General features: G+C 74.3%; 26 protein-coding genes. 17 read left to right on the top strand and 9 right to left on the bottom strand.

All coding sequences use genetic code 11. From position 1 onward, the window contains the following. Positions 1–34: 34 nt before the first annotated feature. The 5 genes from G7072_RS17085 to G7072_RS17065 all read left to right on the top strand — a co-directional run bounded on the left by G7072_RS17085 (position 35) and on the right by G7072_RS17065 (position 4,540). Positions 35–1,075, top strand: a complete 1,041-nt coding sequence (locus tag G7072_RS17085; protein WP_166088487.1) for an asparaginase domain-containing protein — start codon at positions 35–37, stop codon at positions 1,073–1,075. A gap of 110 nt (positions 1,076–1,185) precedes the next feature. Next, positions 1,186–1,977, top strand: coding sequence for a glycerophosphodiester phosphodiesterase family protein (locus tag G7072_RS17080; RefSeq protein WP_166088485.1), 792 nt, complete (start codon positions 1,186–1,188; stop codon positions 1,975–1,977). A 94-nt stretch (positions 1,978–2,071) separates the two neighbouring features. Continuing rightward, positions 2,072–2,449 carry an ATP-binding protein gene (locus tag G7072_RS17075; protein WP_166088484.1) on the top strand — a complete coding sequence of 126 codons (378 nt, stop codon included), beginning with the start codon at positions 2,072–2,074 and terminating at the stop codon, positions 2,447–2,449. 36 nt (positions 2,450–2,485) lie between these two features. Beyond that, complete coding sequence (locus G7072_RS17070) at positions 2,486–3,451, top strand: DUF5926 family protein (protein ID WP_166088483.1); 966 nt, start codon at positions 2,486–2,488, stop codon at positions 3,449–3,451. 150 nt (positions 3,452–3,601) lie between these two features. Next, on the top strand, positions 3,602–4,540 hold the full coding sequence (locus G7072_RS17065) for an EamA family transporter (protein ID WP_166088482.1): 939 nt from the start codon (positions 3,602–3,604) through the stop codon (positions 4,538–4,540). Here the strand turns inward: G7072_RS17065 and G7072_RS17060 are convergent. Further along, complete coding sequence (locus G7072_RS17060; RefSeq protein WP_166088481.1) at positions 4,452–5,264, bottom strand: DUF4184 family protein; 813 nt, start codon at positions 5,262–5,264, stop codon at positions 4,452–4,454. The two genes, G7072_RS17065 and G7072_RS17060, sit on opposite strands and share 89 nt — an antisense overlap. A gap of 173 nt (positions 5,265–5,437) precedes the next feature. On the opposite strand from G7072_RS17060, the gene G7072_RS17055 reads away from it, so the two are divergent. The 5 genes from G7072_RS17055 to G7072_RS17035 all read left to right on the top strand — a co-directional run bounded on the left by G7072_RS17055 (position 5,438) and on the right by G7072_RS17035 (position 9,808). Beyond that, positions 5,438–6,529: an ATP-binding cassette domain-containing protein gene (locus G7072_RS17055; protein WP_277343382.1), complete on the top strand. Its 1,092-nt coding sequence runs from the start codon at positions 5,438–5,440 to the stop codon at positions 6,527–6,529. Then, complete coding sequence (locus G7072_RS17050; RefSeq protein WP_166088477.1) at positions 6,526–7,227, top strand: ABC transporter permease; 702 nt, start codon at positions 6,526–6,528, stop codon at positions 7,225–7,227. The genes G7072_RS17055 and G7072_RS17050 overlap by 4 nt, the downstream gene beginning before the upstream one ends. Beyond that, the gene (locus G7072_RS17045) at positions 7,224–7,952 is read left to right on the top strand and encodes an ABC transporter permease (protein WP_166088476.1); all 729 of its coding nucleotides are present in this window, start codon (positions 7,224–7,226) and stop codon (positions 7,950–7,952) included. Before G7072_RS17050 ends, G7072_RS17045 begins: the two co-directional genes overlap by 4 nt. Before the next feature lie 15 nt (positions 7,953–7,967). Next, positions 7,968–8,918 (top strand): ABC transporter substrate-binding protein, encoded by a 951-nt coding sequence (locus G7072_RS17040; protein ID WP_166088474.1) that lies wholly within the window; start codon positions 7,968–7,970, stop codon positions 8,916–8,918. A 119-nt stretch (positions 8,919–9,037) separates the two neighbouring features. After that, positions 9,038–9,808, top strand: a complete 771-nt coding sequence (locus G7072_RS17035) for a hypothetical protein (RefSeq protein WP_166088472.1) — start codon at positions 9,038–9,040, stop codon at positions 9,806–9,808. Here the strand turns inward: G7072_RS17035 and G7072_RS17030 are convergent. After that, entirely contained in the window at positions 9,805–11,019 is a 1,215-nt protein-coding gene (locus G7072_RS17030; RefSeq protein ID WP_166088470.1) for an arginine deiminase, read from the bottom strand. The genes G7072_RS17035 and G7072_RS17030 overlap by 4 nt on opposite strands. Before the next feature lie 44 nt (positions 11,020–11,063). Between G7072_RS17030 and G7072_RS17025 the strand changes: the two genes are divergently transcribed. Continuing rightward, positions 11,064–12,065, top strand: a complete 1,002-nt coding sequence (locus G7072_RS17025; protein ID WP_166088468.1) for an SDR family NAD(P)-dependent oxidoreductase — start codon at positions 11,064–11,066, stop codon at positions 12,063–12,065. 36 nt (positions 12,066–12,101) lie between these two features. Here G7072_RS17025 and ybaK read toward each other — a convergent pair whose 3' ends face one another. Together ybaK and G7072_RS17015 are read right to left on the bottom strand one after the other, a co-directional pair. After that, positions 12,102–12,620, bottom strand: coding sequence for a Cys-tRNA(Pro) deacylase (gene ybaK, locus G7072_RS17020; RefSeq protein WP_166088467.1), 519 nt, complete (start codon positions 12,618–12,620; stop codon positions 12,102–12,104). Next, complete coding sequence (locus tag G7072_RS17015) at positions 12,617–13,708, bottom strand: TerC family protein (RefSeq protein ID WP_240917012.1); 1,092 nt, start codon at positions 13,706–13,708, stop codon at positions 12,617–12,619. The genes ybaK and G7072_RS17015 overlap by 4 nt, the downstream gene beginning before the upstream one ends. 403 nt (positions 13,709–14,111) lie before the next feature. Here G7072_RS17015 and G7072_RS17010 point away from each other — a divergent pair, with 403 nt between their 5' ends. Next, positions 14,112–14,654 carry a YbaK/EbsC family protein gene (locus G7072_RS17010; RefSeq protein WP_166088466.1) on the top strand — a complete coding sequence of 181 codons (543 nt, stop codon included), beginning with the start codon at positions 14,112–14,114 and terminating at the stop codon, positions 14,652–14,654. Between the two features lie 28 nt (positions 14,655–14,682). On the opposite strand, the gene G7072_RS17005 is transcribed toward G7072_RS17010, so the two are convergent. After that, on the bottom strand, positions 14,683–15,318 hold the full coding sequence (locus tag G7072_RS17005; RefSeq protein WP_166088465.1) for a fasciclin domain-containing protein: 636 nt from the start codon (positions 15,316–15,318) through the stop codon (positions 14,683–14,685). Positions 15,319–15,469: 151 nt separating this feature from the next. Further along, on the bottom strand, positions 15,470–15,832 hold the full coding sequence (locus G7072_RS17000; protein ID WP_166088464.1) for a hypothetical protein: 363 nt from the start codon (positions 15,830–15,832) through the stop codon (positions 15,470–15,472). Positions 15,833–15,929: 97 nt separating this feature from the next. On the opposite strand from G7072_RS17000, the gene G7072_RS16995 reads away from it, so the two are divergent. After that, a complete protein-coding gene (locus G7072_RS16995) occupies positions 15,930–17,183 on the top strand; it encodes a type III PLP-dependent enzyme (RefSeq protein WP_206063189.1) in 1,254 nt (417 codons plus the stop codon). A 15-nt stretch (positions 17,184–17,198) separates the two neighbouring features. Here the strand turns inward: G7072_RS16995 and G7072_RS16990 are convergent, their stop codons facing one another. The 3 genes from G7072_RS16990 to G7072_RS16980 are packed head-to-tail and all read right to left on the bottom strand — an operon-like array spanning position 17,199 to position 20,586. Further along, positions 17,199–18,380 (bottom strand): MFS transporter, encoded by a 1,182-nt coding sequence (locus tag G7072_RS16990; protein ID WP_166088463.1) that lies wholly within the window; start codon positions 18,378–18,380, stop codon positions 17,199–17,201. Beyond that, positions 18,380–19,957: a glycerol-3-phosphate dehydrogenase/oxidase gene (locus G7072_RS16985; RefSeq protein ID WP_166088462.1), complete on the bottom strand. Its 1,578-nt coding sequence runs from the start codon at positions 19,955–19,957 to the stop codon at positions 18,380–18,382. Before G7072_RS16985 ends, G7072_RS16990 begins: the two co-directional genes overlap by 1 nt. After that, complete coding sequence (locus G7072_RS16980) at positions 19,954–20,586, bottom strand: TetR/AcrR family transcriptional regulator (protein ID WP_166088461.1); 633 nt, start codon at positions 20,584–20,586, stop codon at positions 19,954–19,956. The genes G7072_RS16985 and G7072_RS16980 overlap by 4 nt, the downstream gene beginning before the upstream one ends. A 17-nt stretch (positions 20,587–20,603) precedes the next feature. Here G7072_RS16980 and G7072_RS16975 point away from each other — a divergent pair, with 17 nt between their 5' ends. The 4 genes from G7072_RS16975 (at position 20,604) to G7072_RS16960 (ending at position 25,626) form a co-directional block, all read left to right on the top strand. Further along, positions 20,604–22,259 (top strand): FAD-binding oxidoreductase, encoded by a 1,656-nt coding sequence (locus G7072_RS16975; protein ID WP_240917011.1) that lies wholly within the window; start codon positions 20,604–20,606, stop codon positions 22,257–22,259. Further along, a complete protein-coding gene (locus tag G7072_RS16970; RefSeq protein ID WP_240917010.1) occupies positions 22,256–23,239 on the top strand; it encodes a diacylglycerol kinase family lipid kinase in 984 nt (327 codons plus the stop codon). Before G7072_RS16975 ends, G7072_RS16970 begins: the two co-directional genes overlap by 4 nt. 547 nt (positions 23,240–23,786) lie before the next feature. Continuing rightward, positions 23,787–24,722 carry an ABC transporter substrate-binding protein gene (locus G7072_RS16965; RefSeq protein WP_166088460.1) on the top strand — a complete coding sequence of 312 codons (936 nt, stop codon included), beginning with the start codon at positions 23,787–23,789 and terminating at the stop codon, positions 24,720–24,722. Between the two features lie 49 nt (positions 24,723–24,771). Further along, positions 24,772–25,626 (top strand): amino acid ABC transporter permease, encoded by an 855-nt coding sequence (locus G7072_RS16960; RefSeq protein ID WP_166088459.1) that lies wholly within the window; start codon positions 24,772–24,774, stop codon positions 25,624–25,626. Positions 25,627–25,628: the final 2 nt, after the last annotated feature.

Below are 25,628 nucleotides of genomic sequence, written 5' to 3'. Positions count from 1 at the left end.
CCTGGTCGGTCACGGGCTCAGTAGCCTGCGGCCCATGGACACCCCCCAGCCGTCGCCCGGGGCAGCAGCCCCGGACGTGCCAGCGACCGGCCGACGCCGCGTCACGACGTACTTCCTCGGCGGCACCATCAGCATGACCGGCGAGGGCGGCCACGGTGCCCCACCGACGCTCGGCGCCGACCGGCTCGTGGCCGGGCCGGCCGCCGGTCCCCTGGTCGACGTCGACCTCGACGCGGTGGACCTCGCCCAGGTCAGCTCGGCCCGGATCACCTTCGACCTGCTCCTCGAGGTGCTCGCACTCGCCCGACGAGCCGTCGACGAGGGCGCCTCGGGCGTGGTGGTCGTCCAGGGCACCGACACCCTCGAGGAGACGGCGTACGTCCTGGACCTGCTCTGGGACCGCCCCGAGCCCCTCGTCCTCACCGGGGCGATGCGCCGCCCGTCGGCCCCCGGCGCGGACGGCCCGGCCAACCTCCTCGCCGCCATCACCGTCGCCGCGACCCCGGCGTGCCGCGACCTCGGCGTGCTCGTCGTGCTCGACGACGTCGTCCACGCCGCCCGTCGCGCCCACAAGGCGCACCCCAGCGCGACCGACGCCTTCCGCTCGTCGGCCCCCGGCCCGCTGGGCGAGCTGCTCGAGGGCGAGGTCGCGCTGCTGGGCACGGTGCTCCGGCTGCCCGCGCTGCCGACCCCCGCCACGGTCGACGTGCACGTCGACCTGCTCACCGCGCTGCTGGGCGACGACCCCCGCCGCTACGCCGGCGCGGCCGCGACCGCGGACGGCCTCGTGGTCGCCGGACTCGGGGCGGGGCACGTCGCGCCCGAGGTCGCGGACGTGCTCGCCGAGGCCGCGGCCAGGCTCCCGGTGGTGCTGGTGAGCCGGACCGGCACCGGCTCGGTGCACCGACGGACGTACGGCGGCGCCGGGTCCGAGGTGGACCTGCTGGACCGCGGACTCCTCCACGGCGGGCGGCTCGCTCCGCTGCGGGCCCGCCTGCTGCTCACGCTGCTGCTCGCCGCCGGGGCGTCGCGCGACGAGGTCGCGGCCACCGTCGCTGCGCACGCCTCGGGCTAGACCGCTGCTCGGACAGCGCTAGACCATCACCGACCGGATCGCAGACTCGCCGGGCGGTCAGGACGCCGGGTCACCGGCGCGCCCGTCGGCGACTGGCACGATGCTGTGTCATGAGACAGCCCGAGGGGCGTCCCAAGGTCATCGCGCACCGGGGGTCGAACGAGAGCGAGGCCGAGCACACGCTGGCGGCCTACCTGAAGGCCATCGACGAGGGAGCCGACGGGGTCGAGTGCGACGTCCGTCTGACGGCGGACGGGCACCTCGTCCTGGTCCACGACCGCCGCATCGACCGCACCACGAATTCCCGCGGCGTGGTCTCGACCATGACCCTCGCGCAGCTCGACGACCTCGACGCCTCGGCCTGGAAGCGCCCCTGGGCCGACCTCGACGACGAGGTCGAGCTGCCCGAGCGTGACGAGAAGGGCGTGCTCACGCTCGAGCGCCTCATCGAGGTCGTGCGTGACTACGACCGCACCATCGACGTCGCGATCGAGACCAAGCACCCCACCCGCTACGCGGGTCTGGTCGAGCGACGGGTGGTCGACCTCCTGGACCAGGTGGGGTGGAACCACGCCGGCTCTCCGGCCCGCATCATGAGCTTCTCCGGCGTGGCCGTCACCCGGGTACGGCGCCTCGCGCCCCAGCTCGAGACCGTCTTCCTCATCGAGGGTGCCGTGTCGTGGCGCGTCGCCCGGGGGATGCTGATGGGTGGGTCCGTCGCGGGACCTGGTGTCGAAGAGATCCGCGAGCGGCCCCGGCTTGCCCATAGACTCCGCGACGAGGGTCACCGGATCCACGTGTGGGTCGTCAACACTCCCGACGACCTGAGATGCTGCCTCGACCTCGGGGTGGAAGCCGTGATCACCGACACGCCCGGACGCGTCCTTTCCTGGCTGGGCTGAGTTTGGGTCAAGGGGTGGTGGGGAGCATGGCAGTGGGCGTCAACCGAGCGAGGCGAGAGAAGTGACCGGCATGACCGAGCGTGAGGGGCAGGGGATGGACCTTCGTGTCCCTTTCCAGGCTCCGTCCGCCTCCGTCGTCCGCCAGGAGCTCCGGTCGTGGCTCGAGGGCCAGGGATTCACCGGTGAGCGCGTCGACGACGCCCGTGTGGTGATCTCCGAGCTGGTCGGCAACTCCGTCCGCCACGCCGCACCCCTGCCCGTCAACGACCTCGTCGTCAGCTGGGCCCTGGAGGCCGGCGAGCTGGTCATCTCCGTCAGCGACGGCGGCAGCGCCTCGCGCCCGCACGCCGTCGACGCCGACAACTCCGACATCTCCGGTCGCGGTCTGAGCATCGTCGACGCCCTGGTGAAGAAGTGGTGGGTCGAGGACGACCACGGCCAGACAACCGTGCACGTCCGCATCCCCCTCTGAGCCTGCGCTCACCCGCGCCGCGTAGCCTCCAGCCCCATGGGCAAGCGATCACGCGACAAGGCACGTCAGAACGCCGCACAGAACGCGGCCGCCTCTCCGGACGGGGTCTCGCCGCGCCAGCCGTGCCCCTGCGGGTCGGGGCTGCGCTACCGCTCCTGCCACGGCAGCGCCACCGGCGCACCGCCGCGCCTGGTGACCCGCCCCTTCGCCGGCCTCGCCGCCGAGTGCGACCTGGTCGCGCTGCGCGAGCTGGTGCCGGCCGCGACCGCCCCGCTGCCGCTGGTCACCCCCGGTGAGCGCGACGTCCTGCTGGCGACGCTGCTGCCCGTGGCCGCCCCGGCCATGGTCCGCGACAACGGCACGGTGTGGCTCGGGCTGCAGGTCCAGCACGCCTACGGCGACCCGAGCCGTGACCTGGGCGCCGTGCTCGAGGCGGCGCTGGTCGCCGAGCCCGGCCAGATGGTCGGCCTGACCGACGCCCCGGGCGAGGGACCGCGCCTGCAGGAGCTCGTCGTGGACGAGCCGCTGGACATCACGGTGCACGAGGGCTTCGAGTACTGGATCGCCGACGTCGACGACGACTCCAGCGGCGTCGCCGCCGCCCTGGAGCAGGCCAACCAGGTCGCCTCGCCGACCGCGCGGCTGACCTCGGTCACGGCGGCGTACTGGACCGCGATGGGCAGCAAGGAGCACCTGCGCTGGGTGATGCCGCACGACGAGGAGGTCCTGCTGTCCGCCCTCGCGCGCCTGCACCTCGCGGGCGAGGACCGGCTCGTCGCGGACTCGCGCCTCGTCGGGATGTTCCGCGCGCACAGCCTGCTCGCGCCGGTCTGGGACCTGCCCGCCGGCACCGGCGCCGAGGTGCTGGAGGAGCCTGCCGCACGCTTCGCCACCGCCCTCGACGAGGCGATGACCGCCCTCACCGAGGGTGCTGAGCCGCTGACGACCGAGGAGCGCTCGGCCCGCCACGGGCTGGCCAACCGACAAGTCACGATTCGGTGACCCAAACGCCCTTTCGGGCGTGGGATCCGCCACGCCGCGCGAGTTGAGAAACGGTTCCCGCAGCAATACGCTAGATCCTGCCCGGTCGTTGTTGTATCCCCCGTCAGCAACGGCCGGGTTTCTCATGCCCGCAGTCCGAAGGACCTCGCGATGACGCACGCACCAGCGCTCGGCAGTGCCCGGGCCGGGCTGCTCCAGGTCTGCGCCGCGGGGGTCCTCTGGGGCACCGGCGGACTGGTCGTGACCGTCCTCAACGACCGCGACGGTCTCGGCGCGATGACCGTCAGCGCGTGGCGCATGGCGCTGGCCGCGGTCGCCCTGGTCGGCTTCGCCCTGGTGACGCGCCGGGTCGCCGCGGTGCGCGAGACGCTGCGTCGTCACCCGGGACGGGCGGCCCTGCTCGGCTGCTGCACCGGTCTCTACCAGGGCCTCTACTTCGGCGCCGTGCTGCTGGTCGGGGTGAGCGTCGCGACCGTCGTCTCGCTCGGGCTCGCGCCGGTCCTGGCCAGCCTCGGTGAGCACCTCGCGGCACGGACCCGGCCCTCGCGGCGCGAGGTCGCGGTGCTGGCCTCGGCGCTCACCGGGCTCGTGCTCATCACCGCCAACGCCGGGCACGGTTCCGCGGCGCCCGGGGACCGACCCACCCTGGGTCTGCTCATGGCCGTCGCGTCCGGTGCGGTGTACGCCGGGACCACCGTGCTGGGCCACACCCTCGCCTCACGGGTCGACCCGGTCGCGCTCACGACCTGTGCCACCGCGGCCGGGGCGGTCGCGCTCTCGCCGTTCCTGCTCCTCGCCGCGGTCGCGGGGGAGCCGGTCCTCACCACCGACCCCGGGTCGGTGGCGCTGCTGGTCTACCTCGGCATCGCGACCATGGCCCTGTCCTACGGCCTGCTGTACGCCGGGCTCCGCACCACGTCCGGATCGGCCGCCACCGTCGCCACCCTCGTCGAGCCGCTCTCGGCCGGGCTGCTCGCGGCGGCGCTGCTGGGCGAGCGCGTCACCTGGCCGGCCCTGCTGGGGGGCGTGCTGATCCTGGGTGCCGTGGCCGCCCTGCGTCCGACCGAGCAGCAGCCCGTGCCCGCCTGAGCTCCAGCAGCCCCCACCCCAGGGTCAGCCCCGCCGTCAGCACGAGGGCGGCCTGCAGCCCGGCCACCACGCCGTGGAAGGCCACCGCGTGGAGACCCTCGTCGCGTCGACCGGCGCCGACCACGACGGTCACCAGCGCGACGAGCGCCGCGCCGGTCGGGAGCACGGCCGCCGGGAGCAGGCGGGGCGACGTACGGGCGCGGGGTGGGCGGGTGGCGACGTGGCGCCCGGTGGCGGCGAGCACGACGCCCAGCCCGAGGACGCCGGAGGCGTACTGCGCCCACTGGTGGCCGGCCAGGCCGAGGTGGTCCTGGCCCAGCCAGGCGACCTGCCGCACCCCCCACCGGCCCGGGTGGGTGAAGGCGTCCCAGGTGACGTGGGTGAGCGCGCCCAGCGCCGCGGCAGCCGGCGCCAGGAGCCAGGACGCACGGGGGAGCCGGGCGCGACGGGGGAACCGGTCGCGCACCACCCGCGGCGACAGGTCGACCAGCGCGTCACGCAGCACGCGGTCCCACACGAGCAGCAGGAGCAGGGTCACCGCGACGTCGACGGTCACGACACCGAGGAGGCTGTGGCTCAGCCGGTAGCCGCCGCGCCCGGGGACGAACATCGGCAGGTCCGGGACCATCGACGCGATGACGAGCGCGGCCGCCGGCAGCGCTGCCAGCCCCGGCACTCGGCGCAGCGGCAGCACGGCCGCCGGGTGGCTCAGCGTGAGGGGCACCGGCCGAGGGTAGGCGCGGATCGACGCAGAACCTGCACGGGACCCTCGCAAAGGCGGCGAACCTCCACGGGACGGGGCCCGGTGATCGTCGATGGTTGTCACTTCGTGACTCGCGTCGGCCGCGAACTGTCCGGACGGTGTGGTTGGCTCGTCAAGTGATTCGTTTCGAGGCCGTGACGAAGTCCTTCCCTGACGGGACCGTGGCGGTGGGCGGTCTGAGCCTGGAGGCGCCCCAGGGACAGATCACGGTCCTCGTCGGTCCGTCCGGCTGCGGCAAGACCACCTCGCTGCGGATGGTCAACCGGATGATCGAGCCCACCTCGGGCCGGATCACCGTCGACGGCCAGGACACCGCCACCCTGGAGGCCAGCGAGCTGCGCCGCGGCATCGGCTACGTCATCCAGCACGCCGGGCTGTTCCCGCACCGCACCGTCGCTGACAACATCGCCACCGTGCCCCGCCTCCTGGGCTGGGACAAGAAGCGGTCGCGCAGCACGAGCCTCGAGCTGCTCGAGCGGGTCGGGCTGCCCCAGGCGTACGCCGACCGCTACCCCCACCAGCTCTCCGGCGGCCAGCAGCAGCGGGTCGGGGTGGCCCGGGCCCTGGCTGCCGACCCGCCCGTCATGCTCATGGACGAGCCGTTCAGCGCCGTCGACCCGGTCGTGCGCGAGCAGCTGCAGGACGAGTTCCTGCGGCTGCAGGGCGAGCTCGGCAAGACCATCCTCTTCGTCACCCACGACATCGACGAGGCCGTGAAGCTCGGCGACCAGGTCGCCGTCCTCCGGGTCGGTGGCGAGCTCGCGCAGCTCTCCGACCCCGCCCGCCTCCTCGGTGACCCCCACGACGACTTCGTCGCCGACTTCGTGGGCCGCGACCGCGGCTACCGCGGGCTCGGGTTCCGTCCCGCCCCGCCGGTGGCGACCCGTGAGGAGCCGACGGTGGCGCTGGGGTCCGCGGTCGACGGCGCGGACCGGGGCGACCGGTGGGTCGTCGTGGTCGACGACGAGCGCCGACCGGTCGGCTGGGTCGAGCCGGCACGCCTCACGGGCCCGGTCACCGAGACCGACCTGCACCGCGGCGGCACCGTCGCGCGCGCCGAGGGCTCCACCCGCGCCCTGCTCGACGCCGCCCTGTCCTCCCCGAGCGGTCGGGGCGTCGTGGTCGACGCCGACGGCGTCCTGCTGGGCACCGTCACGGCGGCCGAGGTCGTGGCCGCCATCGAGCGGCCGGGTGCCGGGGTGGGTCCGGAGGGGGCGGGCGCATGACCTGGGTGCTGGACCACCTCGACGACATCGGGTCCTACACCTTCGACCACGCCTGGCTGGCGGGCCTGCCACTGGTCATCGGCCTGCTGCTCTCGATCCCGCTGGGCTGGGCCGCTCGCCGGGTGTCGTGGCTCTACACCCCGCTCGTGGTCGGCACCGGGCTGCTCTACACGATCCCGTCGCTGGCGCTGTTCGTGCTGATGCCGCTCTTCCTGGGCACCCGCATCCTCGACACCGTCAACGTCGTGGTGGCGATGACGATCTACACCCTCGCCCTGCTGACGCGCACCGTCGCCGACGCCCTGGCGGCCGTCGACGAGTCGGTCAGCGCCTCGGCCACGGCCATGGGCTTCGGCGCCCTGAGGCGGCTGCTGACGGTCGAGCTCCCGCTCGCCGTACCGGTCATCGCCGCCGGCATGCGCGTCGCCGCGGTCAGCAACGTCAGCATCGTCAGCGTCGCGGCGCTGATCGGCATCCCGCAGCTCGGCTCGCTGTTCACCGACGGCTTCCAGCGCAACTTCCTCGACCCCGTGGTCGCCGGCCTGGTCGCCTGCGTGCTGCTCGCGCTGCTCTTCGACCTCGTCATCGTCCTTATCTCCCGCGCGCTGACCCCGTGGCTGCGCACCGGGGGCTCGGACCGGCCGGTCGACGAGCCCGCGGGACCCACGGGCTCACGGGGCTCGGAGGTGGCGGCGTGAACGACGTCCTCACCTGGCTGACCGACGGCTACAACTGGAGCGGCAGCGAAGGGATCCCGCTGCGGGTGTGGGAGCACCTGCTCTACTCCGGCATCGCGCTGGGGCTCGCCGCGCTGGTCGCCGTACCGCTCGGGCTCGTCGTCGGCCACACCGGCCGCGGCCGCTTCCTGGCCGTCAACGTGACCGGCGCCTTCCGGGCCATCCCCAGCCTCGGTCTGCTGTTCGTCGGCATCATGCTCATCAGCCCGCAGCTCTCCGGCGAGGCCAGTGTGCTCGTGCCCACCGAGATCGTGCTGACGGTGCTGGCCATCCCGCCGATCCTGGCCGGCGCCTACGCCGGCGTCGAGCAGGTTGACGCCGCGGCGCGCGACGCCGCCAAGGGCATGGGCATGACCGGTGCCGAGGTGCTGTGGCGCGTCGAGGTGCCGTGCGCGCTGCCGCTGATCGCCTCCGGCCTGCGCTCGGCCGCCCTGCAGGTCATCGCGACCGCGACGCTCGCCGCGACGGTGGGGCTCGGCGGCCTCGGCCGCTACCTCATCGACGGGCTGTCGGTGCGCGACTACGGGCAGATGGCGAGCGGCGCGCTGCTGGTCGCGGCGCTGGCGCTGCTCGTCGACCTCGTGGCCTCGCTGCTGCAGCGGCTCGTGGTCTCCCCTGGACTCACCGGCAGCGACGCCGGGAGAAGGACGTCCGTCCGTACATCCCTCCGGACCTCGGGGTCCTGACGAAAGGCACGATCGATGAAGCGCACCCCCCTGATCGCCTCGCTCACCACGGTGGCCCTGCTGGGCCTGGCCGGCTGCGGCGGTGGCGACGAGGCCCTCGAGTCGGACAGCTCGGGTGACTCCGGCTCCGGTGACTCCGGCTCGTCCGGCGAGGTCGTCGTCGGCTCGGCGAACTTCCCCGAGAACGCCCTGCTGGCCGAGATCTACGCCGGCGCCCTCAACGGCGCCGGGGTCGAGGCCACCACCAAGCTCAACATCGGCAGCCGCGAGGTCTACATCCCGGCCATCGAGGACGCCTCGATCGACATCCTGCCGGAGTACACCGGCGTGCTGCGCGACTACTTCCTCGCCGAGGAGGAGGCCGGCGCCGTCGGTGAGTCCTCCGACTCCGAAGGCGTCTACTCCGAGCTCACCGACACCCTGCCCGAGGAGCTCACCGTCCTCGACTACTCCGAGGCCGAGGACAAGGACGCCGTCGTGGTGACCTCGGAGACCGCCGAGGAGTACGACCTCACCGAGATCGGCGACCTGGCCGAGGTGGCCGGCGACCTGACCCTCGGCGGTGCGCCGGAGTGGAAGACCCGCCAGACCGGACTGCCCGGCCTCGAGGAGGTCTACGGCGTGGTGTTCGGCGACTTCATCGAGCTCGACGCCGGCGGCCCGCAGAGCCTCGGCGCCCTGCTGAACGGCCGCGTCGACGCCGCCAACCTCTTCACCACCGACCCCAACATCGCCGCCGAGGACCTCGTCCCGCTCGAGGACCCCGACGCGCTGTTCGCGGCGCAGAACATCGTGCCGCTGCTGCGCAGCGAGGTCGTCGACGACACCGTGACCGAGACCCTCAACAGCGTCTCGGAGGCCCTCGACACCGAGACCCTCGGTGCGCTGGTCACCCAGGTCGTCATCGACAAGGAGGACCCGCAGGCCGTCGCCGAGCAGTTCCTCGCGGACAACGACCTGGCCTGAGGTCGACCTCGCCCATGTAACGCGGGGTTATGGACGCCGACCAAGGCGTGTACGCCGTGCGACCGGTCCATAACCCCGCGTTACATGCGAGTCATGCGAGACGTGGCAGCGTGGGGCCCATGACCACGCTGACCGTCCCCGCCCGTTTCAACGGCCCCCCGACCTCGGGCAACGGGGGCTGGACCGCCGGCGCGGTCGCGGAGGCGGCCGGCACCCTCGGGGCCGTCCCCCCGCTAACGGTCTCGCTGAAGGCGCCGCCGCCGCTCGACGTCGCGCTCACGCTGGACCCCGACGACGACGGCACCGGCTGGACGCTCACCGGTCCCCTCGGGGACGACGGGGCCACCGCAGTGGTGGCCACCGTCCGCCCGGACGCCGTGCTGGTCGGCGACGACGCCGACCCCGGCCCCGCCGTCGGCGTGGAGGTCGCGCGCGAGGCGGCCAGCGGCTACGCCGGCCTGCGCAGCCACCCCTTCCCGACCTGCGTCGTGTGCGGGCCCGAGCGCGAGCCGGGCGACGGGCTGCGCATCTTCCCCGGCCGCCTGCCCGACGGCCCCGACGGCCTCGACGAGCGGGTGGCCGCCACCTGGACCCCCGACCCCTCGGTGGCCGACAGCGACGGCCAGGTCGGCACGGCCGTGACCTGGGCCGCCCTCGACTGCGTCGGCGGCTGGTCCTCCGACCTCGAGCACCGGCCCCTCGTGCTGGCCGCGATGTCGGCCGGCCTCGAGCCCCGGCAGTCGCCGCCGCAGGCGGGTGCGACGTACGTCGTGGTCGGGCGGCTCGTGCGCACCGAGGGCCGCAAGACCTGGACCACCACCGGCATGTACGACGACGCCGGTCGCCTCGTCGCGCGGGCCCAGCAGCTCTGGGTCGCGATCCGGTCCTAGACGTCGTCGCGGGCGATCGGGCAGGACATGCAGCGGGGCCCGCCCCGGCCCGAGCCCAGCTCGGAGCCCGCGATCGCCAGCACCTCGATGCCGGCCGCCTCGAGCCGGGCATTGGTCTCGGTGTTGCGCTCGTAGGCGACCGCCACCCGGGGCGCGATGGCCAGGGTGTTGTTGCCGTCGTCCCACTGCTCGCGCTCGGCGGTGACCGGGTCGAGCCCGGTGTCGATGCGGTGGAGGGTGTCGATGCGCATCGCCTTGGCGGCCGCGACGAGGAACGGCTCGGCCCCGGCGACGTGCAGGACCAGGTCGCTGTCCTCGTCGCCGGTCCGGTCGGCCACCGTGACGGCGTGGGCGGTCAGGGTGTCGGCGATGTTGGGGTACATCACGACCGTGTCGACGTCGACCATCGTGCACACGGTGTCGAGGTGCATGGTGGCCCGCTCCTGCATGATCGGCACCGCCAGCACGGTCTCGGCCAGGCCCGCCCCGAACATCTGCCGAGCCAGCCGCTCGGCGCCGGCGGGCGTGGTCCGCTCGCCCACCCCGATGGCCACGACGCCGGGGGCCAGCAGCAGGACGTCGCCGCCCTCGACGTGCTCGCGGTGCCAGCCGTGGATCGTCGTGGTGCCCGAGAAACGCGGGTGCAGCGTGTAGATCAGCTCGGTCAGCTGCGTCTCGCGCTCCCGCGCGCCCATGGCCAGCGAGGTGACCGCGACGTGGTCGCGGACCCACACGCTGGAGTCGCGCGTGAAGAGCAGGTTGGGCAGCGGCTCGACGAGGAAGTCGTCCTCGGCCAGCAGGCTGGTCACGAGCCCGTGGCCGCCGCGGACCTCGTCGTTGCGCAGCCCCTCGCACAGCAGGTGCGCGAGCGCCTCGGGCGCCAGGTCGAGCAGGTGCCGGCCGAGGTGGGCCCGCAGGGTGTCGCCGAGGTGCAGGCTGCCGAGCGTGCTGGTCACGGCCTGGCTGCGCGCGTCCTCGGAGGCGAGGGTCTCGGTGAGCAGGTCGAGGAGGTACAGCACCTCGACGCCGCGGTCGCGGAGCACCTGCGCGAAGGCGTCGTGCTCCTCCTGCGCCCGGTCGACCCAGGGGATCCCGTCGAAGAGCAGCCGGTCGTTGTTGCGCGGGGTGAGCCGCTTCAGCTCGTTGCCCGGCCGGTGCAGCAGCACCGTGCCCAGCCGTCCGACCTCGCTGCTGACCCCGGGAGTCGTCATGGTTCACCCTATCCAGCCCGCCGCCGTGGCCTAGATTCACGCGGGTGGTGGTGCTGGTGACGGGCGGGACCGGGTTCGTCGGGTCGTGGACCGCGCGAGCGCTGGCCGACGCCGGCCACGAGGTGCGCTTCCTGGTCCGCACCCCCGAGAAGCTGGCCCGCGCCGCCGGCGCGCTGGGCGTGAACACCTCCGACACCGTGGTCGGCGACATCACCGACGCCGCCGCCGTACGCCGTGCGCTGGCCGGGTGCCAGGCCGTCGTGCACTGCGCCGCCGTGGTGGCGGTGGGCCCCGGGGCCGCCGAGCGGATGGAGCGCACGAACCTGGCCGGGGCCCGCCACGTGGTGGGCGAGGCGGTCGAGCGGGGCCTGCGCGCGGTCCACGTCTCGAGCATCGCGGCGCTCTCGCGACCCGGCCTGCGCCGGCTCACGGCCGACCTGCCGGTGGCGCCCGGCCTCGACGCCTACGGCGCGTCGAAGGCCGCCGTCGACGGCTACGTCCGCGAGCTGGCGGCGCAGGGAGCGCCGGTCGACCTCACCTACCCGACGATGGTGATGGGGCCCCCGGCCGGGGAGCAGGTGGGGGAGGGCACCGAGGGCGTGGCCAAGGCGGTCCGGGTCCGCCTCGTCCCCGGGCGCGAGGCGGCGTGGAACATCTGCGACGTCCGCGACCTCGGGCGCGTGCACGCCGCGATCGTCGACCGGCGGCTGCGCCCCGCCCGCTGGGTCGCGGGCGGGGTCCACGTGCGGCTGTCCGAGCTGGTGCCGATGCTGGCAGAGGCCTCGGGGCGGCGGCTGTGGCAGCTGCCGGTGCCCGACGGGCTGCTGCGGGCCGTCGGTCGGGCCCAGGACCGCGTCGAGCGTGTCGTCCCGCTCGAGCGGTGGGGGCTGCGCACGCCGTTGACCGCCGCGGCGATGGAGTACTACACCCGCGTCCCCGTGCCCGACAACGGCCCGGTCGAGCGCGAGCTCGGCGTCACGTTCCGCGACCCGGCGGTGACGCTGCGCGACGCGGTCGCGGGGCTGCGCGAGCTCGGACGGCTCTGAGCGCGCGGCGCGGGGCGAGCGGCCGGAGCCCGCAGGTCAGGGCCGGCCGATGTCGGCCACCACGGCGGAGGTCGCCGTGACCAGGTCGGTCGGTGCCAGCTCGAGGTCGAGCCCCCGGCGACCACCCGAGACGAGCACGGTCGGGTGGTCGAGGGCGGACCGGTCCACCACGGTGGGATGGGTGGTGCGCTGCCCGAGCGGGCTGATGCCGCCCACGACGTAGCCGGTGCGGCGCTCGGCCAGCGCGGGGTCGGCCATCACCGCCCGCTTGCCGCCGACGGCCGCGGCCAGGGCCTTGAGGTCCAGCCGTCCCGCGACCGGCACGATGCCGACGACGAGACGGCCGTCGACCTCGGCGAGCAACGTCTTGAGCACCCGGGCGGGCTCGACGCCCAGCGCCTCGGCCGCCTCGAGCCCGAAGCTCTCGGCGGCCGGGTCGTGGTCGTAGGCACGCTCGGCGAAGGCGAGGCCGGCCGCGGTCAGGGCGCGCGTGGCGGGCGTCGATCCACCCGCACCGCCGGCACGCTCCTGACCCCGGCTCGACCGCTTGCTCACGCGGAGACGGTAGCCCCGTCGTCGTCGCGGTCGCTGTCGGTGTCGGTGCGCGCGTCGGTGTCCTTGTCGCCCGACCCGAGCGGGTCGCCGGCCTTCTTGTCGGCGACCAGGCTGGTGACGGTGGTGATCACCAGGACGACGACGATGACGCCCAGCGACCACAGGGTCGGGATCTCGGGGACGCTGTCGTTCTGCAGGTGGCCCCAGTGCAGGGCCAGCTTCACGCCGATGAAGGCGAGGATGACGGCGAGGCCGAAGCCGAGGTGGCGCAGCTTCGACAGCGCCCCCTCGAGCACGAAGTAGAGCGCGCGCAGGCCCAGCAGCGCGAACGCGTTGGTCGCGAACACCAGGAACGGGTCGCCGGTGATGCCGTAGACGGCGGGGACGGAGTCGACGGCGAAGACGATGTCGGCGGCGAACACGGCGACCACGACGAGGGCCAGCGGGGTGATGGCGCGCTTGCCGTCGACCTTCGAGAGCATCTTCGGGCCGTCGTAGTCGTCGGTGACCGGCATGAAGCGGCGCATGAACTTCACGCTGCGCATCTCGTCGATGTCGATCTCCTGGTCGTGCCCGCTCAGGGCGTCACGGAGGATCTTGACGGCGGTGGCGACGAGGATCAGGCCGAAGACCAGGAACATCCAGTCGAACGCCGACAGGGCGGCGGCGCCGACGGCGATGAAGATGCTGCGGAGCACCAGGGCGCCGACGATGCCGTAGAGCAGCACCCGCTGCTGCAGCTCCTTGGGCACCGCGAAGGCGCCGAGCAGCAGCAGGAAGACGAAGAGGTTGTCGACGCTGAGCGACTTCTCCACCAGGTAGCCGGTGAGGAACTCCAGGCCACGCTCGGAGCCGAAGTCGAGGAACACGTAGCCGGCGAAGGCCAGCGGCAGGGCGACGTAGAAGATCGACCAGCCGATCGCCTCCTTCATGGAGACCTCGTGCGGCTTGCGGGTGAGCAGGAAGTCGACCGCCAGCAGCACGAGGACACCGACGATGACCGTCGTCCACAGCACGGGGTTGCCGATGCTGTCGAGGGTCTGCGGCTCCGCGGCGGCGCGCGTGGGCAGGGACAGGTAGGGATTCACGGGTTGCTCCTCAGGGCGCGTTCAATCGGTCCTGAGGTCTCCTTCACCCGGATCGGGCAACCAGCCGAGGTGCGAGATCGCACCGTACTGACCGGACTGGTTCGCGGAAGTACTCCCCTCGAGGCATCACTTTACGCGACAAGGGTTCCCCGATGCACGTCGCCCAATCCTGCGGATGCGGCGACGAGGCAGGGGCGCGCCACCGGCCGGAGGGGGCAGCCGGCCAGCGGCGCTGACGCACGGCTCTTGGGTCGGCCGGTGCGCTGAGAAAACAATGCGCCACCGGGACGGGAAAACCCAGCCCCTGGGGCAACATGACGTCGGTATGTCACCGGCGTGCCTCCTCCATGGCCCGCCTCGACCACCCGACCTGACCCGACCCGCCCATGAACGGAGACCAGCCATGGCCCTGTGGAGCCTCGGCGGCCTCGACGCCGACCCGGCCCTCGACCGTCCCGAGCTGCTCGCGGAGCCCGTCCGGGCCCTGCTGGAGCAGTGGGACGCGGCCGACCGGGTGGGGGTCGTGGAGATCGACCCGGACCAGGCCGACACCGCCACGCTGACCTCGGCCTACGACCTGCCGCTGGAGGCCAGCGGCAACTGCGTGGTCGTCGGCGGCCGCCGCTCCGGCGAGGAGCGGGTGGCGGCCTGCGTCGTCCGGGCCGACACCCGTGCGGACGTCAACAACCTGGTGAAGCGCCGTCTCGACGTCCGCAAGGCGACGTTCCTGGCGATGGACGACGCGGTCGCGCGCACCGGCATGGAGTACGGCGGGATCACGCCGGTCGGCCTTCCCGGCGACTGGCGGCTCCTCGTCGACCAGCGGCTGACGGAGGCGCCGGTCGTGATCCTGGGCAGCGGGCTGCGGCGCTCGAAGATCCTGCTGCCCGGCTCGCTGCTGGCCGAGCTGCCCGGTGCCGAGGTCGTCGCCGACCTCGGCACCTGAGCAGCCTGCCCTGAGCGCGGGGGAGGGCTCAGGGCAGGTCGAGCGGGCGCAGCACCCGGTTGATCCCGTGGCCGAGCTGGCGGTTGCCCGCGTTGACGTCGGTCTGGCCCAGGCGGATGCGCGGGTCGGGGTCGCTGGCGTCGAGGTCCTGCAGCGAGACCCGACCGTTCGCGACCTGGACCGTGACCGGTGCGTCGGCGGCGGTCTGGAGCACCACGCCGTCGGCACGCTTGGCCTGCCGGTAGGTGACGGCCGGTCCCGGGACGACGTGGTAGAGCAGCACGGTCTCGACGGTGTCGACGCCGAGGCTCGCCACCGCCTGGAAGGTGGCCCGCTCGGTCGCCGGCCGCTCACCGGTGATCTCGTGCACGAGCTTGCGGAAGGCGCGGTCGGTGGGCAGGAACGCCGTCAGGGCGGTGCCGCCGTCGGCCAGCACGGCCACGTCGCTGTCGGGCTTGGCTCCCAGCACCGTGCGGACGGCGCGGTCGAGGACGTCGAAGTCGTTCCAGGCGCCGTCGAACCGGTTGCCGTCGGCGGCCAGCACGGTGGCGAGGCTGCGCTCACCGGGCGCTGCCTGGGCCGGCGCGGCGGTCGCGGCCAGGGTGCCGACGAGGGCGGCGGTGGTGCCGGCGACGAGGGTGCGGGTGGTGCGGGAGCTGCGCATGGTGGTTCCTCTCCTGGGGGCTGCGGCGGAGACCCGCCGTGGTGCCCGAGGTTCGGAGAGGCTGCGGCCCGGGATGGCCGACCCGTCAGATTCCACAGGATGTTGAACTATTGGTCTGGACCTGTGGAGGTTCGTCCGGTGTTTGTGCGCGTCAGAGGGCTCCGCGCTGCCGCAGGCCGGCCAGGCCCGAGACGACGGCGACCACGGCCACACCGGTGAGCGCCGCGCCCGCGGGGGTCGACAACCCCTTCGACCGGATCCCCAGGTAGCCCGCGACCGCGTCGGCGGCGTCGATGGCGACGCCGACCTTGATCAGCGTGACCTGCTGCGCGGGAGCCGCCAGCAGGGTGAGGGCACCGATGGCGATCTCACGGCTGCCGAACATCCGGGCGAGGTAGGGCGCCTGCCGGGCGGTGGGGTCGAGCAGGCCGACCTTCAGGCTCGGCTCGGGGGCGAGCAGCATGCCGGTGCCGATGGCGATGCGGGCGACGGCGAGGCTGTTGACGTGGTCCATGGTCGCCGAACCTAGCGGTCCCGCGACGCCGTGGGGCAGGTATCAGCCAACCCCCGCGGGCCTCCTCCTCCGCAGGCCCCGACCGGAGGAGACACCCGTGCCCGCCACCCCCGCCCCCACGTTCCCAGCCCCGCCAGCCGCGCCGGCCCCGCCCTCGCTCGCTGCCCGGCCGTCGCTGCCCGCTGCCGGCACGCCGCGGGCGAGCGCCCCGCCGCAGGCCGCGACGCCGATGCTGCACCTCGACACCGAGGTCGTCCGCGAGCGGTACGTCGAGCTCGCCGCGGTCCTGCCCGGGGTCCGGCTGCACTACGCGGTCAAGGCCAACCCGTCCCACCCGGTGCTCAGCCTGCTCGCGGCGCACGGGGCGGCGTGGGACGTCGCCAGCCCCGGCGAGATCGCGCTGGTGCTGCAGGCCGGCGGGCTCCCCGAGGACATGTCCTACGGCAACACCGTCAAGCGGGCCGCGGACGTCGCGTGGGCCCACGGTCTCGGCGTACGCCGCTTCAGCGTGGACAGCCCCGACGAGCTCGACAAGGTGGCCCGGCACGCGCCCGGGGCCACGGTGATGGTCCGCCTCACCACGTCCGGGGCGGGTGCGGACTGGGGTCTGGCCGGGGGGAAGTTCGGCTGCTCGGAGGACGAGGCGGGTGCGCTGCTGGCCCTCGCGGTCGGCCTCGGGCACCCGGTCGGCATCGCGTTCCACGTCGGCAGCCAGCAGCGCGACCCGCAGGCCTGGCGGGCCCCGCTGGCGGCGGCCGGCCGGCTGCGTGCCGCGCTGCGGGCCCGTGGCGCCGACCTGAGCGTGGTGAACCTCGGCGGGGGCTTCCCGGCCGACCTGCTCGGTGACACGCCCGGGCTGCCGGCGTACGGCGCCGCGATCGCGCGGGCGCTCGAGGAGCTGGTCGGGACCACGCTCGGGCAGGGCCCCGGGTCCGGTCCCGACGGGTCGGCGGGGCCGGTGGTGATGGCCGAGCCCGGCCGCGCGCTGGTGGCCGACGCCGGCGTCCTGGAGAGCGAGGTGCTGCTGGTGGCCGAGCGGGAGGGCGTGCGGTGGGTCTACCTCGACATCGGCCTCTTCGGCGGGCTGGCCGAGGCGCTCGACGAGGGCGTGAAGTACCGCCTCGAGGTGACGCGGGACGGCCGACGGCTGCGGGGACCCACCCGCGAGGTGGTGCTGGCCGGGCCGACCTGCGACAGCGCGGACGTGCTCTACCGCCACCACCGCTACCGGCTCCCGGCCGACCTGCGTCCGGGGGACCGGGTGCTGCTCGGCGCGGCCGGCGCGTACACGACGGCCTACGCCAGCGTCGGCTTCAACGGCATCGCGCCGTTGCGCACGACGTACCGCTGAGTCCGCTCGGTCGGCTCAGCGCTCGGCCGGTGGGGCCACGGCCCGCGTGGCGAGGAGGCCGACGACCGCCGCGGCCACGGCGACCAGCATGGAGTCGAGGACGCCGACGCGCTCGCCGAGCGCGCCGATGAGCGGCGGGCCGCCGAGGAAGGCGCAGTAGCCGATCGAGCTGACCACGGCGACCCGGGTGGCGGCGTGCGCCTCCTCGTCGGCCGCGGCCGTCATGCCCATCGGGAAGCCGAGCGAGGCGCCGATGCCCCACACCAGCGCCCCGACGAACGCCAGCGGCAGGGACGGGGAGAGGATCACGACCAGCGCGCCCAGCGCCACCAGCAGCGCGGTCACCCGCAGCACCAGCACGCGGCCGAAGCGGGTGGCCAGGCCGCCGCCGAAGAAGCGTCCCGTGGTCATGGCGACCACGAAGAGGGCGTAGCCGAACGAGCCGAGGGCGGGCGCGGCGCCGTACCCGTCGACGAGCCCGAGGGCGAGCCAGTCGTTCGCGATGCCCTCGGCCAGCGCGAAGGACATGACAACCAGGCCGATGGCCAGCGTGCGCGGCTCGCGCCACGCGCTCCACGCCGACGGGCGCACGTGGTCCTCCGCCTGCTCCTGCACGGCGAGGAAGCGGCCGATCACCGCGGCGACCCCGAGGACCACGAGGACCGAGGTGACGAGCATCTGCGCCGGGAGCGGCACGCCCAGGTGCGAGGAGCCGGCACCGACGAGCGCGCCGGCGACCGTGCCGATGCTGAAGCCGGCGTGGAAGCGCGGCATGATGGAGCGGCCCAGCCGCCGCTCGACGTCGGCGGCCTCGACGTTCATCGCCACGTCCCAGCTGCTGGTGCCCGCGCCGTAGGCGAACAGTGCCGCCCCGGTCAGTGGCACCGAGGTGGCCGACAGCCCCCCGGCCATGGCGACCAGGCCGCCGGCGGTGAGCACGGAGCCGACCGTGACGGTGCGGGCGGGCCCGAGCCGGTGCACCACGAGCCCGGACAGCGGCAGGGCGAGCACGGTGCCGGCCGACAGGCACAGCAGCAGCAGCCCGACCTGGCCGGGGCTCAGGGCGAGGGTGTCGCGCAGGTCCGGGATCCGCGACACCCAGGACGCGAACGCGAAGCCGTTGACGACGAAGACCACGCCGACGGCTCGGCGGGCGAGGTCCACGAGGTCCACCCCGGAGGGGCGGGTGGGGGTCATCAGTGCTCCAGCGCCCAACGGGCGGCGTCCTCGGTGGCGGCTCGGTCGTCGGCCACCATACCGACCCGGGTGCGACGGTCCAGGAGGTCGTCGGCGTCCACGGCCCCCTCGTGGGTGACGCCCCAGAGCAGCTCGGCGCGGGTCACCGGCACGCCCTCGGCGACCGACTCCAGCAGCGCCGCCTCGTCCAGGCCGGTCCGGGCGACGGCGTCGGCGAGCACGCGGGGCGCCTCGGCGCCGTAGCGGCGCACCAGCCGGGCCGGGGCGTCGACGCGGGCCAGCTGCGGGCGCGTGGCGGCGCCGACCAGCGGCAGGTCGCGGGTGCGGCACGGCTGGGCGGTCAGGCCGCGCCCGGCGACGACGGCGCCGACGGCGTCCTCGGCCATCCGGCGGTACGTCGTCAGCTTGCCGCCGACCACCGTGACCACGCCGGCGTCGGAGGTCAGCACGGCGTGCTTGCGCGACAGGTCGGCCGTCGACCCCTCCGCGGCGAGCAGCGGCCTCAGCCCGGCGTAGGTGCCGACGACGTCGGCGCGGGTCAGCGGCGCCTCGAACGCGGAGCTCATCGTCTCGAGCAGGAAGTCCACCTCGGCCTCGGTCGCCTCGGGGACGTCGGGGACCTCGTCGGGCGCGGGCTCGTCGGTGAGCCCGACGTAGACGAGCCCGTCGGCCTGGGGCAGCGTGAAGACGAAGCGGTTCAGCGAGCCGGGCACGGGTGCCGACACGGCCACGTCGACGCCCGCGAGCCGGTCGCCGCGCAGCACCAGGTGGGTGCCGCGGCTCGGCCGCAGGGTCAGGCCGTCGACGACCTGCCCGGCCCAGACGCCCGCCGCGTTCACCACGGCGCGGCAGCGGACCTGGACGGTGCGGCCGGTCAGCTCGTCGCGCAGGGTCGCGCCGTCGGCGGTGACGTCGAGGGCCCGGGCCCGCGTCACCACGCGGGCGCCGTACGCCGCCGCGGTGCGGGCGAGCGCGACCACCAGCCGCGCGTCGTCCTCGAGCTGGCCGTCGTGGCTGAGGAGCCCGCCGCGCAGGCCCTGGGTGCGCACCGGCGGCACCAGCGCGCGGGTCTGCTGAGCCGACAGCCGGCGCGGCCCCGGCAGCAGGCTGCGCGGCGTCCCGGCGGCGGCGCGCAGGGCGTCGCCGGCCCGGAAGCCCTGCATGGCGAGGACGCCCTGGCGCCGGGGCACCGCGTCGGTCAGCGGCACGAGCAGCGGCATCGCGCGGGTCAGGTGGGGGGCGGTCCGGCCCATGAGGATCCCGCGCTCGACGGCGCTCTCGTGGGCGACGCCGAGCTGGCCCTTGGCGAGGTAGCGCAGACCGCCGTGCACCAGCTTCGAGCTCCAGCGGGAGGTGCCGAAGGCCAGGTCGTGGGCGTCGACGGCGAGGACCGACAGCCCGCGGGAGGCGGCGTCGAGGGCGACCCCCGCGCCGGTGACGCCGAGGCCGACGACGAGCAGGTCGACCGTCTCGCCGGTGACGTGGTCGAGGTCGGCCTCACGGCGGGCGCGCGAGAGGGCTCCCGGTCCGGGTCGGGGGCCGGGTCGGGGGTCGGGGACGGGCTGGGGTGCGCTCACGGGGCGAGGTACCTCTCGATCAGGCGGGCCAGCTCGCGGTCGAGCGCGGCCAGGTCGGGCCGGGTGGTCCCGCCGGTGACCGGTTCGGTCATCGTCGGGGCGGAGAACAGGAAGCCGTGCAGCGTCAGCAGGACGCCGCTGGCCAGCGTCATCGCGTCGTCGGCGCGCACCGGGTCGTCGGGGTGGTCCCGGGAGGCGGTCAGCACGGCGGCGAGTGCGTCGAGGACGAGGTCCTGGGTCCGGCCGCGGCGCTCGAACAGGTAGGGCAGCAGCAGGTCGGGGTCGACCTCGACGATCTTGCGGAACAGGTCGTTGTCGCGGACCGCCCCGGTGCAGCGCACCACCGCGGCGGCGACGGCGTGCCGACCGAGCGGAGCCGTGGGCTCGGAGTGCAGCTCGGCCGCGACGAGCGCTCCCCACTCGCGCAGCATGAGGTCGCCGAGCAGCCCGGACATGTCGGGCCAGCGGCGGTAGAGCGTCATCCGGGAGACGCCCGCGCGGCGGGCCACGTCGGTCAGCGAGGTCCGCCGCCACCCGACGGCCAGCACCGATGCGCGAGCGGCGTCGAGGTAGGCGTCGTCGGGTCCGGAAGGGGGTTGCTCCGAGGTGTTGTGACGGATGGACGTCATATGTCACACTCTAACACATGGCACCCACCGACCACTCGATCGACCTGCCCCACCGCATGCACTGGGCCCGCTGGGGAGACCCGGCTCGCGAGGAGCCCGTCTCGGAGCTCCTCCGCGACCTCGTCGAGGCCTTCCTCGGCGACCTCACCCCGCGGCCCGCCGTGCCCGAGGAGGAGGTCCGGCTCGCCGACGTCACCCTCGACGAGGGCCTCCTCGACGGGCTCCGCGACCTCCTCGGCAGCGAGCACGTGCACGTCGACCACGCCTGGCGGGTCGCACGCACCCGCGGCAAGTCCACCCCGGACCTCCTCCGGATGCGCGCCGGTGACGGCAGCGACGCACCCGACGTCGTCGTACGGCCCGCGTCGCACGACCAGGTCGCCGCGGTGGTCACCTGGTGCGCCGAGCACGGCGTCGCCCTCGTGCCCTTCGGCGGAGGCACCTCCGTGGTGGGCGGCCTTGCCGCCCGCCGCGACGGCTTCGTCGGCGTGGTCGCCCTCGACCTGCGGCGGATGACCCGGCTGGTCGACGTCGACACGGTGTCCGGGACCGCGACCCTCGAGGCCGGGCTGCTGGGTCCCGAGGCCGAGGCGCTGCTCGCCGAGCACGGCCTGACGCTCGGCCACTTCCCGCAGTCCTTCCGCTACGCCTCGATCGGCGGGTTCGCCGCCACCCGGTCGAGCGGGCAGTCCTCGGCGGGCTACGGACGCTTCGACTCGATGGTGATGGCCCTGAAGGTCGCCACCCCGATCGGCGACCTCGAGCTGGGCAGCTCGCCGGCCAACGCAGCCGGACCCGACCTGCGCGAGCTCGTGCTGGGCTCCGAGGGAGCGTTCGGCGTGATCACCGAGGTCACCCTCAAGGTGCGCCCGGTGCCGGAGGAGCGCGTCTACGAGGGGTGGCGCTGGGAGTCCTTCGCGGCCGGCACCGCCGCGATGCGCCGCCTGGCGCAGGCGGCTCCCCAGGGCCGGGCGATGCCGACGGTGCTGCGGCTCTCCGACGAGAGCGAGACGGCTGTGAACCTCGCCCGCCCCGACGCCGTCGGCGGCTCCGACGACCCGGAGGGCGCGGACGGCTCCGGCCGCTCGGGCGGGTGCCTGATGATCACCGGCTACGAGGGCACCGCGGACCAGGTCGCCCGCGCCCGCGAGGCGACCACCGAGCTGCTGAGCGCCCTGGGGGGCGAGGCCCTCGGCACGGAGCCGGGCGAGGCCTGGTCCCACGGCCGGTTCGACGGCCCCTACCTGCGCGACTCCCTCCTCGACGTGGGCGTGCTGGTGGAGACCTTCGAGACGGTGACGTTCTGGTCGCGGCTGGAGGAGCTCTACGCCGCGGTCAAGGGTGCGGTCGAGGCCGACCTGACGGCACAGGGCACACCGCCGCTGGTGCTCTGCCACGTCTCCCACGTCTACGAGACCGGCGCCTCGCTCTACTTCACCGTCGCGGCCAAGGAGCTCGACGACGGCGTCGGTCAGTGGCTCTCGGCCAAGCGGGCCGCGAGCGACGCGATGATCGCGACCGGCGCCTCCATCACCCACCACCACGCGGTGGGGCGCGACCACAAGCCGTGGCTGGCCGAGGAGATCGGCCCGGTCGGCGTGGAGGTGCTGCGGGCGGTGAAGGCACGGCTCGACCCGGCCGGCGTGCTGAACCCCGGCATCCTCGTCCCGTGACCGGCCCCGCCACCGGCCCTGCGACCGGCCCCGTGGGCCGGTCGGTGCCGCGCCGGTTCCGGGTGCTGGTCAACCCGGTGTCCGGTGGAGGAGGAGCCCCGCGGGCGGTCGCCCAGGTGGTGCCCCTGCTCGAGGCGGCGGGCGCCCCCGTGGTCGTCGTACCGACGCGGAGCGCCGAGCACGCCCGCGACGAGGTCGCCGCCGCGTGCGCCGCGGACGAGGTCGTGGTGGCCGCCGGCGGCGACGGGATGCTCGCCTCGGTCGCCGGGCCGGTGGTCGACGCGGGCGGCACGCTGGGGATCGTGCCCAGCGGCCGGGGCAACGACTTCGCCCGCATGCTCGGCCTGGTCGGGACGCGGGCCGAGCCCCCGGCCGTGGCGCGGACGCTGCTCGAGGCGGAGCCCGAGGCCGTCGACGTGATCCGCGTGCAGGGCGCGCGCCACGGGGACGAGCGCGTCGTGCTGGGCAGCCTGTACGCCGGCGTCGACTCGCTGGCCTCCGAGCTCGTCGACGGCGCCCGTCGGCTGCCCGCCGTGCTGCAGTACCCCTACGCCGCGGTGCGGGCGCTGCTGACCTACCGGCCCGGCGAGGTGGTGGTCACCGTCGACGGCGTCGAGCACCGCCACCGCGCCTACACGGTGGTGGTGGCCAACTCCGGCTACTACGGCAAGGGCATGCGCATCGCGCCGGCCGCCGACCTGCGCGACGGGCTGCTCGACGTCGTGGTCCTCCCGGCGGGGTCGCGGTGGGGCATGGTCCGCCGGCTGCCGCGCGTGTACGACGGGACGCACGTCGACCTGCCCGAGGTGGTCGTGCTCCGGGGGGCCGAGGTGCGCGTCGAGGCCGGCCGACCGGGCGAGGAGGGACCCGTGGCCTACGGCGACGGCGAGCTGCTCGGCCCGCTGCCGCGCACGGCGCGGGTCGCCCCGGGGGGCCTCCGCGTGCTGGTCGGGGCACCCGCGGACGGGACCTTCGACTGACCACACGGGCCACACGTCCTAACTTCTGACAAAGCGGGCGAGCGGATCTAGACTTGGAGCAGAGCGGCACCCGCGTGCGCCGACCGGTCAGAGGGGACCGGCCGACGATCTCGCCCGGGGCCGCCCTGGAGGAGGTGCGGTCGCGTGGTCGTCGAGCACGCCGTGTCCCGCCCCAGGGCCTCGCTCTCCCCGCTTCGGGGACCCCGATCAAGGGGCGCAGCCATCGTGGAACCGGATGCGTCCCCCGTCGCAGCACACCCAGGTCGGTCGGTGCAGTGCCAAGCTGCCCCCTTGCACCGAACGGCACCGCTGCGGCTCCAGGCGCTGGACCTCTCCCAGATCTCCACCCGGCGCCTCCGGTCCACGCGCAGTCCTCGGGCCTGGAGACCCCGGTGGCTGCAGCAGAGGCGGGCAGCGGCGACGTCGGTCCGGGGTTCACGCGTGGGTGGATGGCGAGTCCCAGCCGCCTCCGCCGCGCTCCCGCGACCGGCGTCCCGCTGTCCGTAGCCTGCGCGTCCCGCCGGCCGGGCCGCACTACCCTGGAGACATGCGTCGCTCCGCCCTGTCCCGTGTCCTGCCTGCTCGTGCCCGTCGGCTGCGCGGCCCCGCCGCGGTCGCCGTGCCCCTCGTCCTGCTGGCCGCCGCTGCCTGCGCCCCCACCGAGGACTCGGCCGGGAGCGCGGACGGAGGCTCGGGTGACAGCGGGAGCGACGAGGCGCCCTCGGCCGAGGACTGCGCCGTCGACCAGCTGCCGCTGAAGAAGGACGGCACGCTGACCATCGGCACCGACTCGCCCGCCTTCGGCCCGTGGTTCGTCGACGACGACCCCACCAACGGCAAGGGCTTCGAGTCGGCCGTGGCCTACGCGGTCGCCGAGGAGCTGGGCTTCGCCGAGGACGACGTGGAGTGGGTGACGGTCCGCTTCAACAACTCCTACAAGCCGGGCCCGAAGGACTTCGACTTCGACATCAACCAGATCTCGATCACCGAGGACCGCGAGAAGGTCGTCGACTTCTCCGAGGGCTACTACTCCGCCGCCCAGGGCGTCATCGCCTTGAAGGACTCCCCGGTCGCGAAGGCGGGCAGCGTCGCCGAGCTCGCCGACTACAAGCTCGGCGCCCAGACCGGTACCACCAGCCTGACGGCCATCCGCGACATCATCCAGCCGTCCGAGGACCCGCTGGTGTTCACCGACACCAACGCCGCCAAGCAGGCCCTGCTCAACGGTCAGGTGGAGGCGATCCTGGCCGACGTCCCGACGGCGTACTACATCACCGCGGTCGAGATCCCGCAGGCCTCGATCATCGGGCAGTTCCAGCCCGAGACCGGCGAGCAGGAGGAGTTCGGCATGCTCTTCGAGCAGGGCAGCGAGCTGCGGCCCTGCGTCGACCAGGCGCTGGCCGCGCTCGAGGAGGACGGCACCCTCGCGGCGATCGAGACGAAGTGGCTCTCCGAGGTCGTCGACGTCCCGGTCCTGAAGTGACCGCGCCCCCTCGCCCCGTGCCGACCACCTGAGCCCGCGCGAGATCCCGGTGACCGTCTCCGAGTGGCGACCCAGCGAGCTGCAGCGCGAACGGCTCGAGGTCCGCCGACGCCAGCGCCTGCGCTCGGTGCTGCTGGCCTCGGCCTCGGCCGTGGTCGTCCTGGGCGGGCTCGTCGCCCTCGTGGTCACCTCGCCGGGCTGGCCCACGGTGCAGGCCACGTTCTTCGACCTCGAGGCCGCGAAGGACGCGCTGCCGGCGGTGCTCGAGGGGTTCTGGCTCAACATCCGGCTGTTCCTGCTCGCCGAGCCGCTGATCCTCGTCGTCGGGCTGCTGGTGGCCGCGGCCCGGGTCAGCCGGTCGCCGCTGCTGTTCCCGGTGCGCCTGCTGGCGGTCGCCTACACCGACGTCTTCCGCGGCATCCCGACCATCCTGCTGGTCTACCTCGTCTGCTTCGGGGTGCCGGCCCTCGGGCTCCAGGGCGTCACCACCTCGCTGTTCTGGCTCGCCCTGGTCGCCCTCGTGCTGTCCTACGGCGCCTACGTCGCCGAGGTCTTCCGCGCCGGCATCGAGTCCATCCACCCCTCGCAGGTCGCCAGCGCCACGGCGCTCGGCCTGTCCTCGGGCCAGACGCTGCGCCACGTCGTCGTGCCCCAGGCCACGCGCCGCGTGCTGCCGCCGCTGCTCAACGACTTCGTGTCGCTGCAGAAGGACACCGCGCTGGTCGTCGGCGTCGGTCTGTTCGACGCGCTCGGCACGGCCTCGGACACCGCCAACTACACCTTCAACTTCACGCCGTACGTCGTCGCGGCCGCGCTGTTCATCCTGCTCACGATCCCGCTGGCCCGCTACACCGACCACGTCGGGCGCCGCCTGATGGAGCGCGAGCGGGCGGGGGCCCGGTGACC

The sequence above is a fragment of the Nocardioides sp. HDW12B genome (assembly GCF_011299595.1).
In the GTDB taxonomy this organism is placed as follows: Bacteria; Actinomycetota; Actinomycetes; order Propionibacteriales; family Nocardioidaceae; genus Marmoricola_A.
This window is presented reverse-complemented; position numbering and strand designations above follow the sequence as displayed.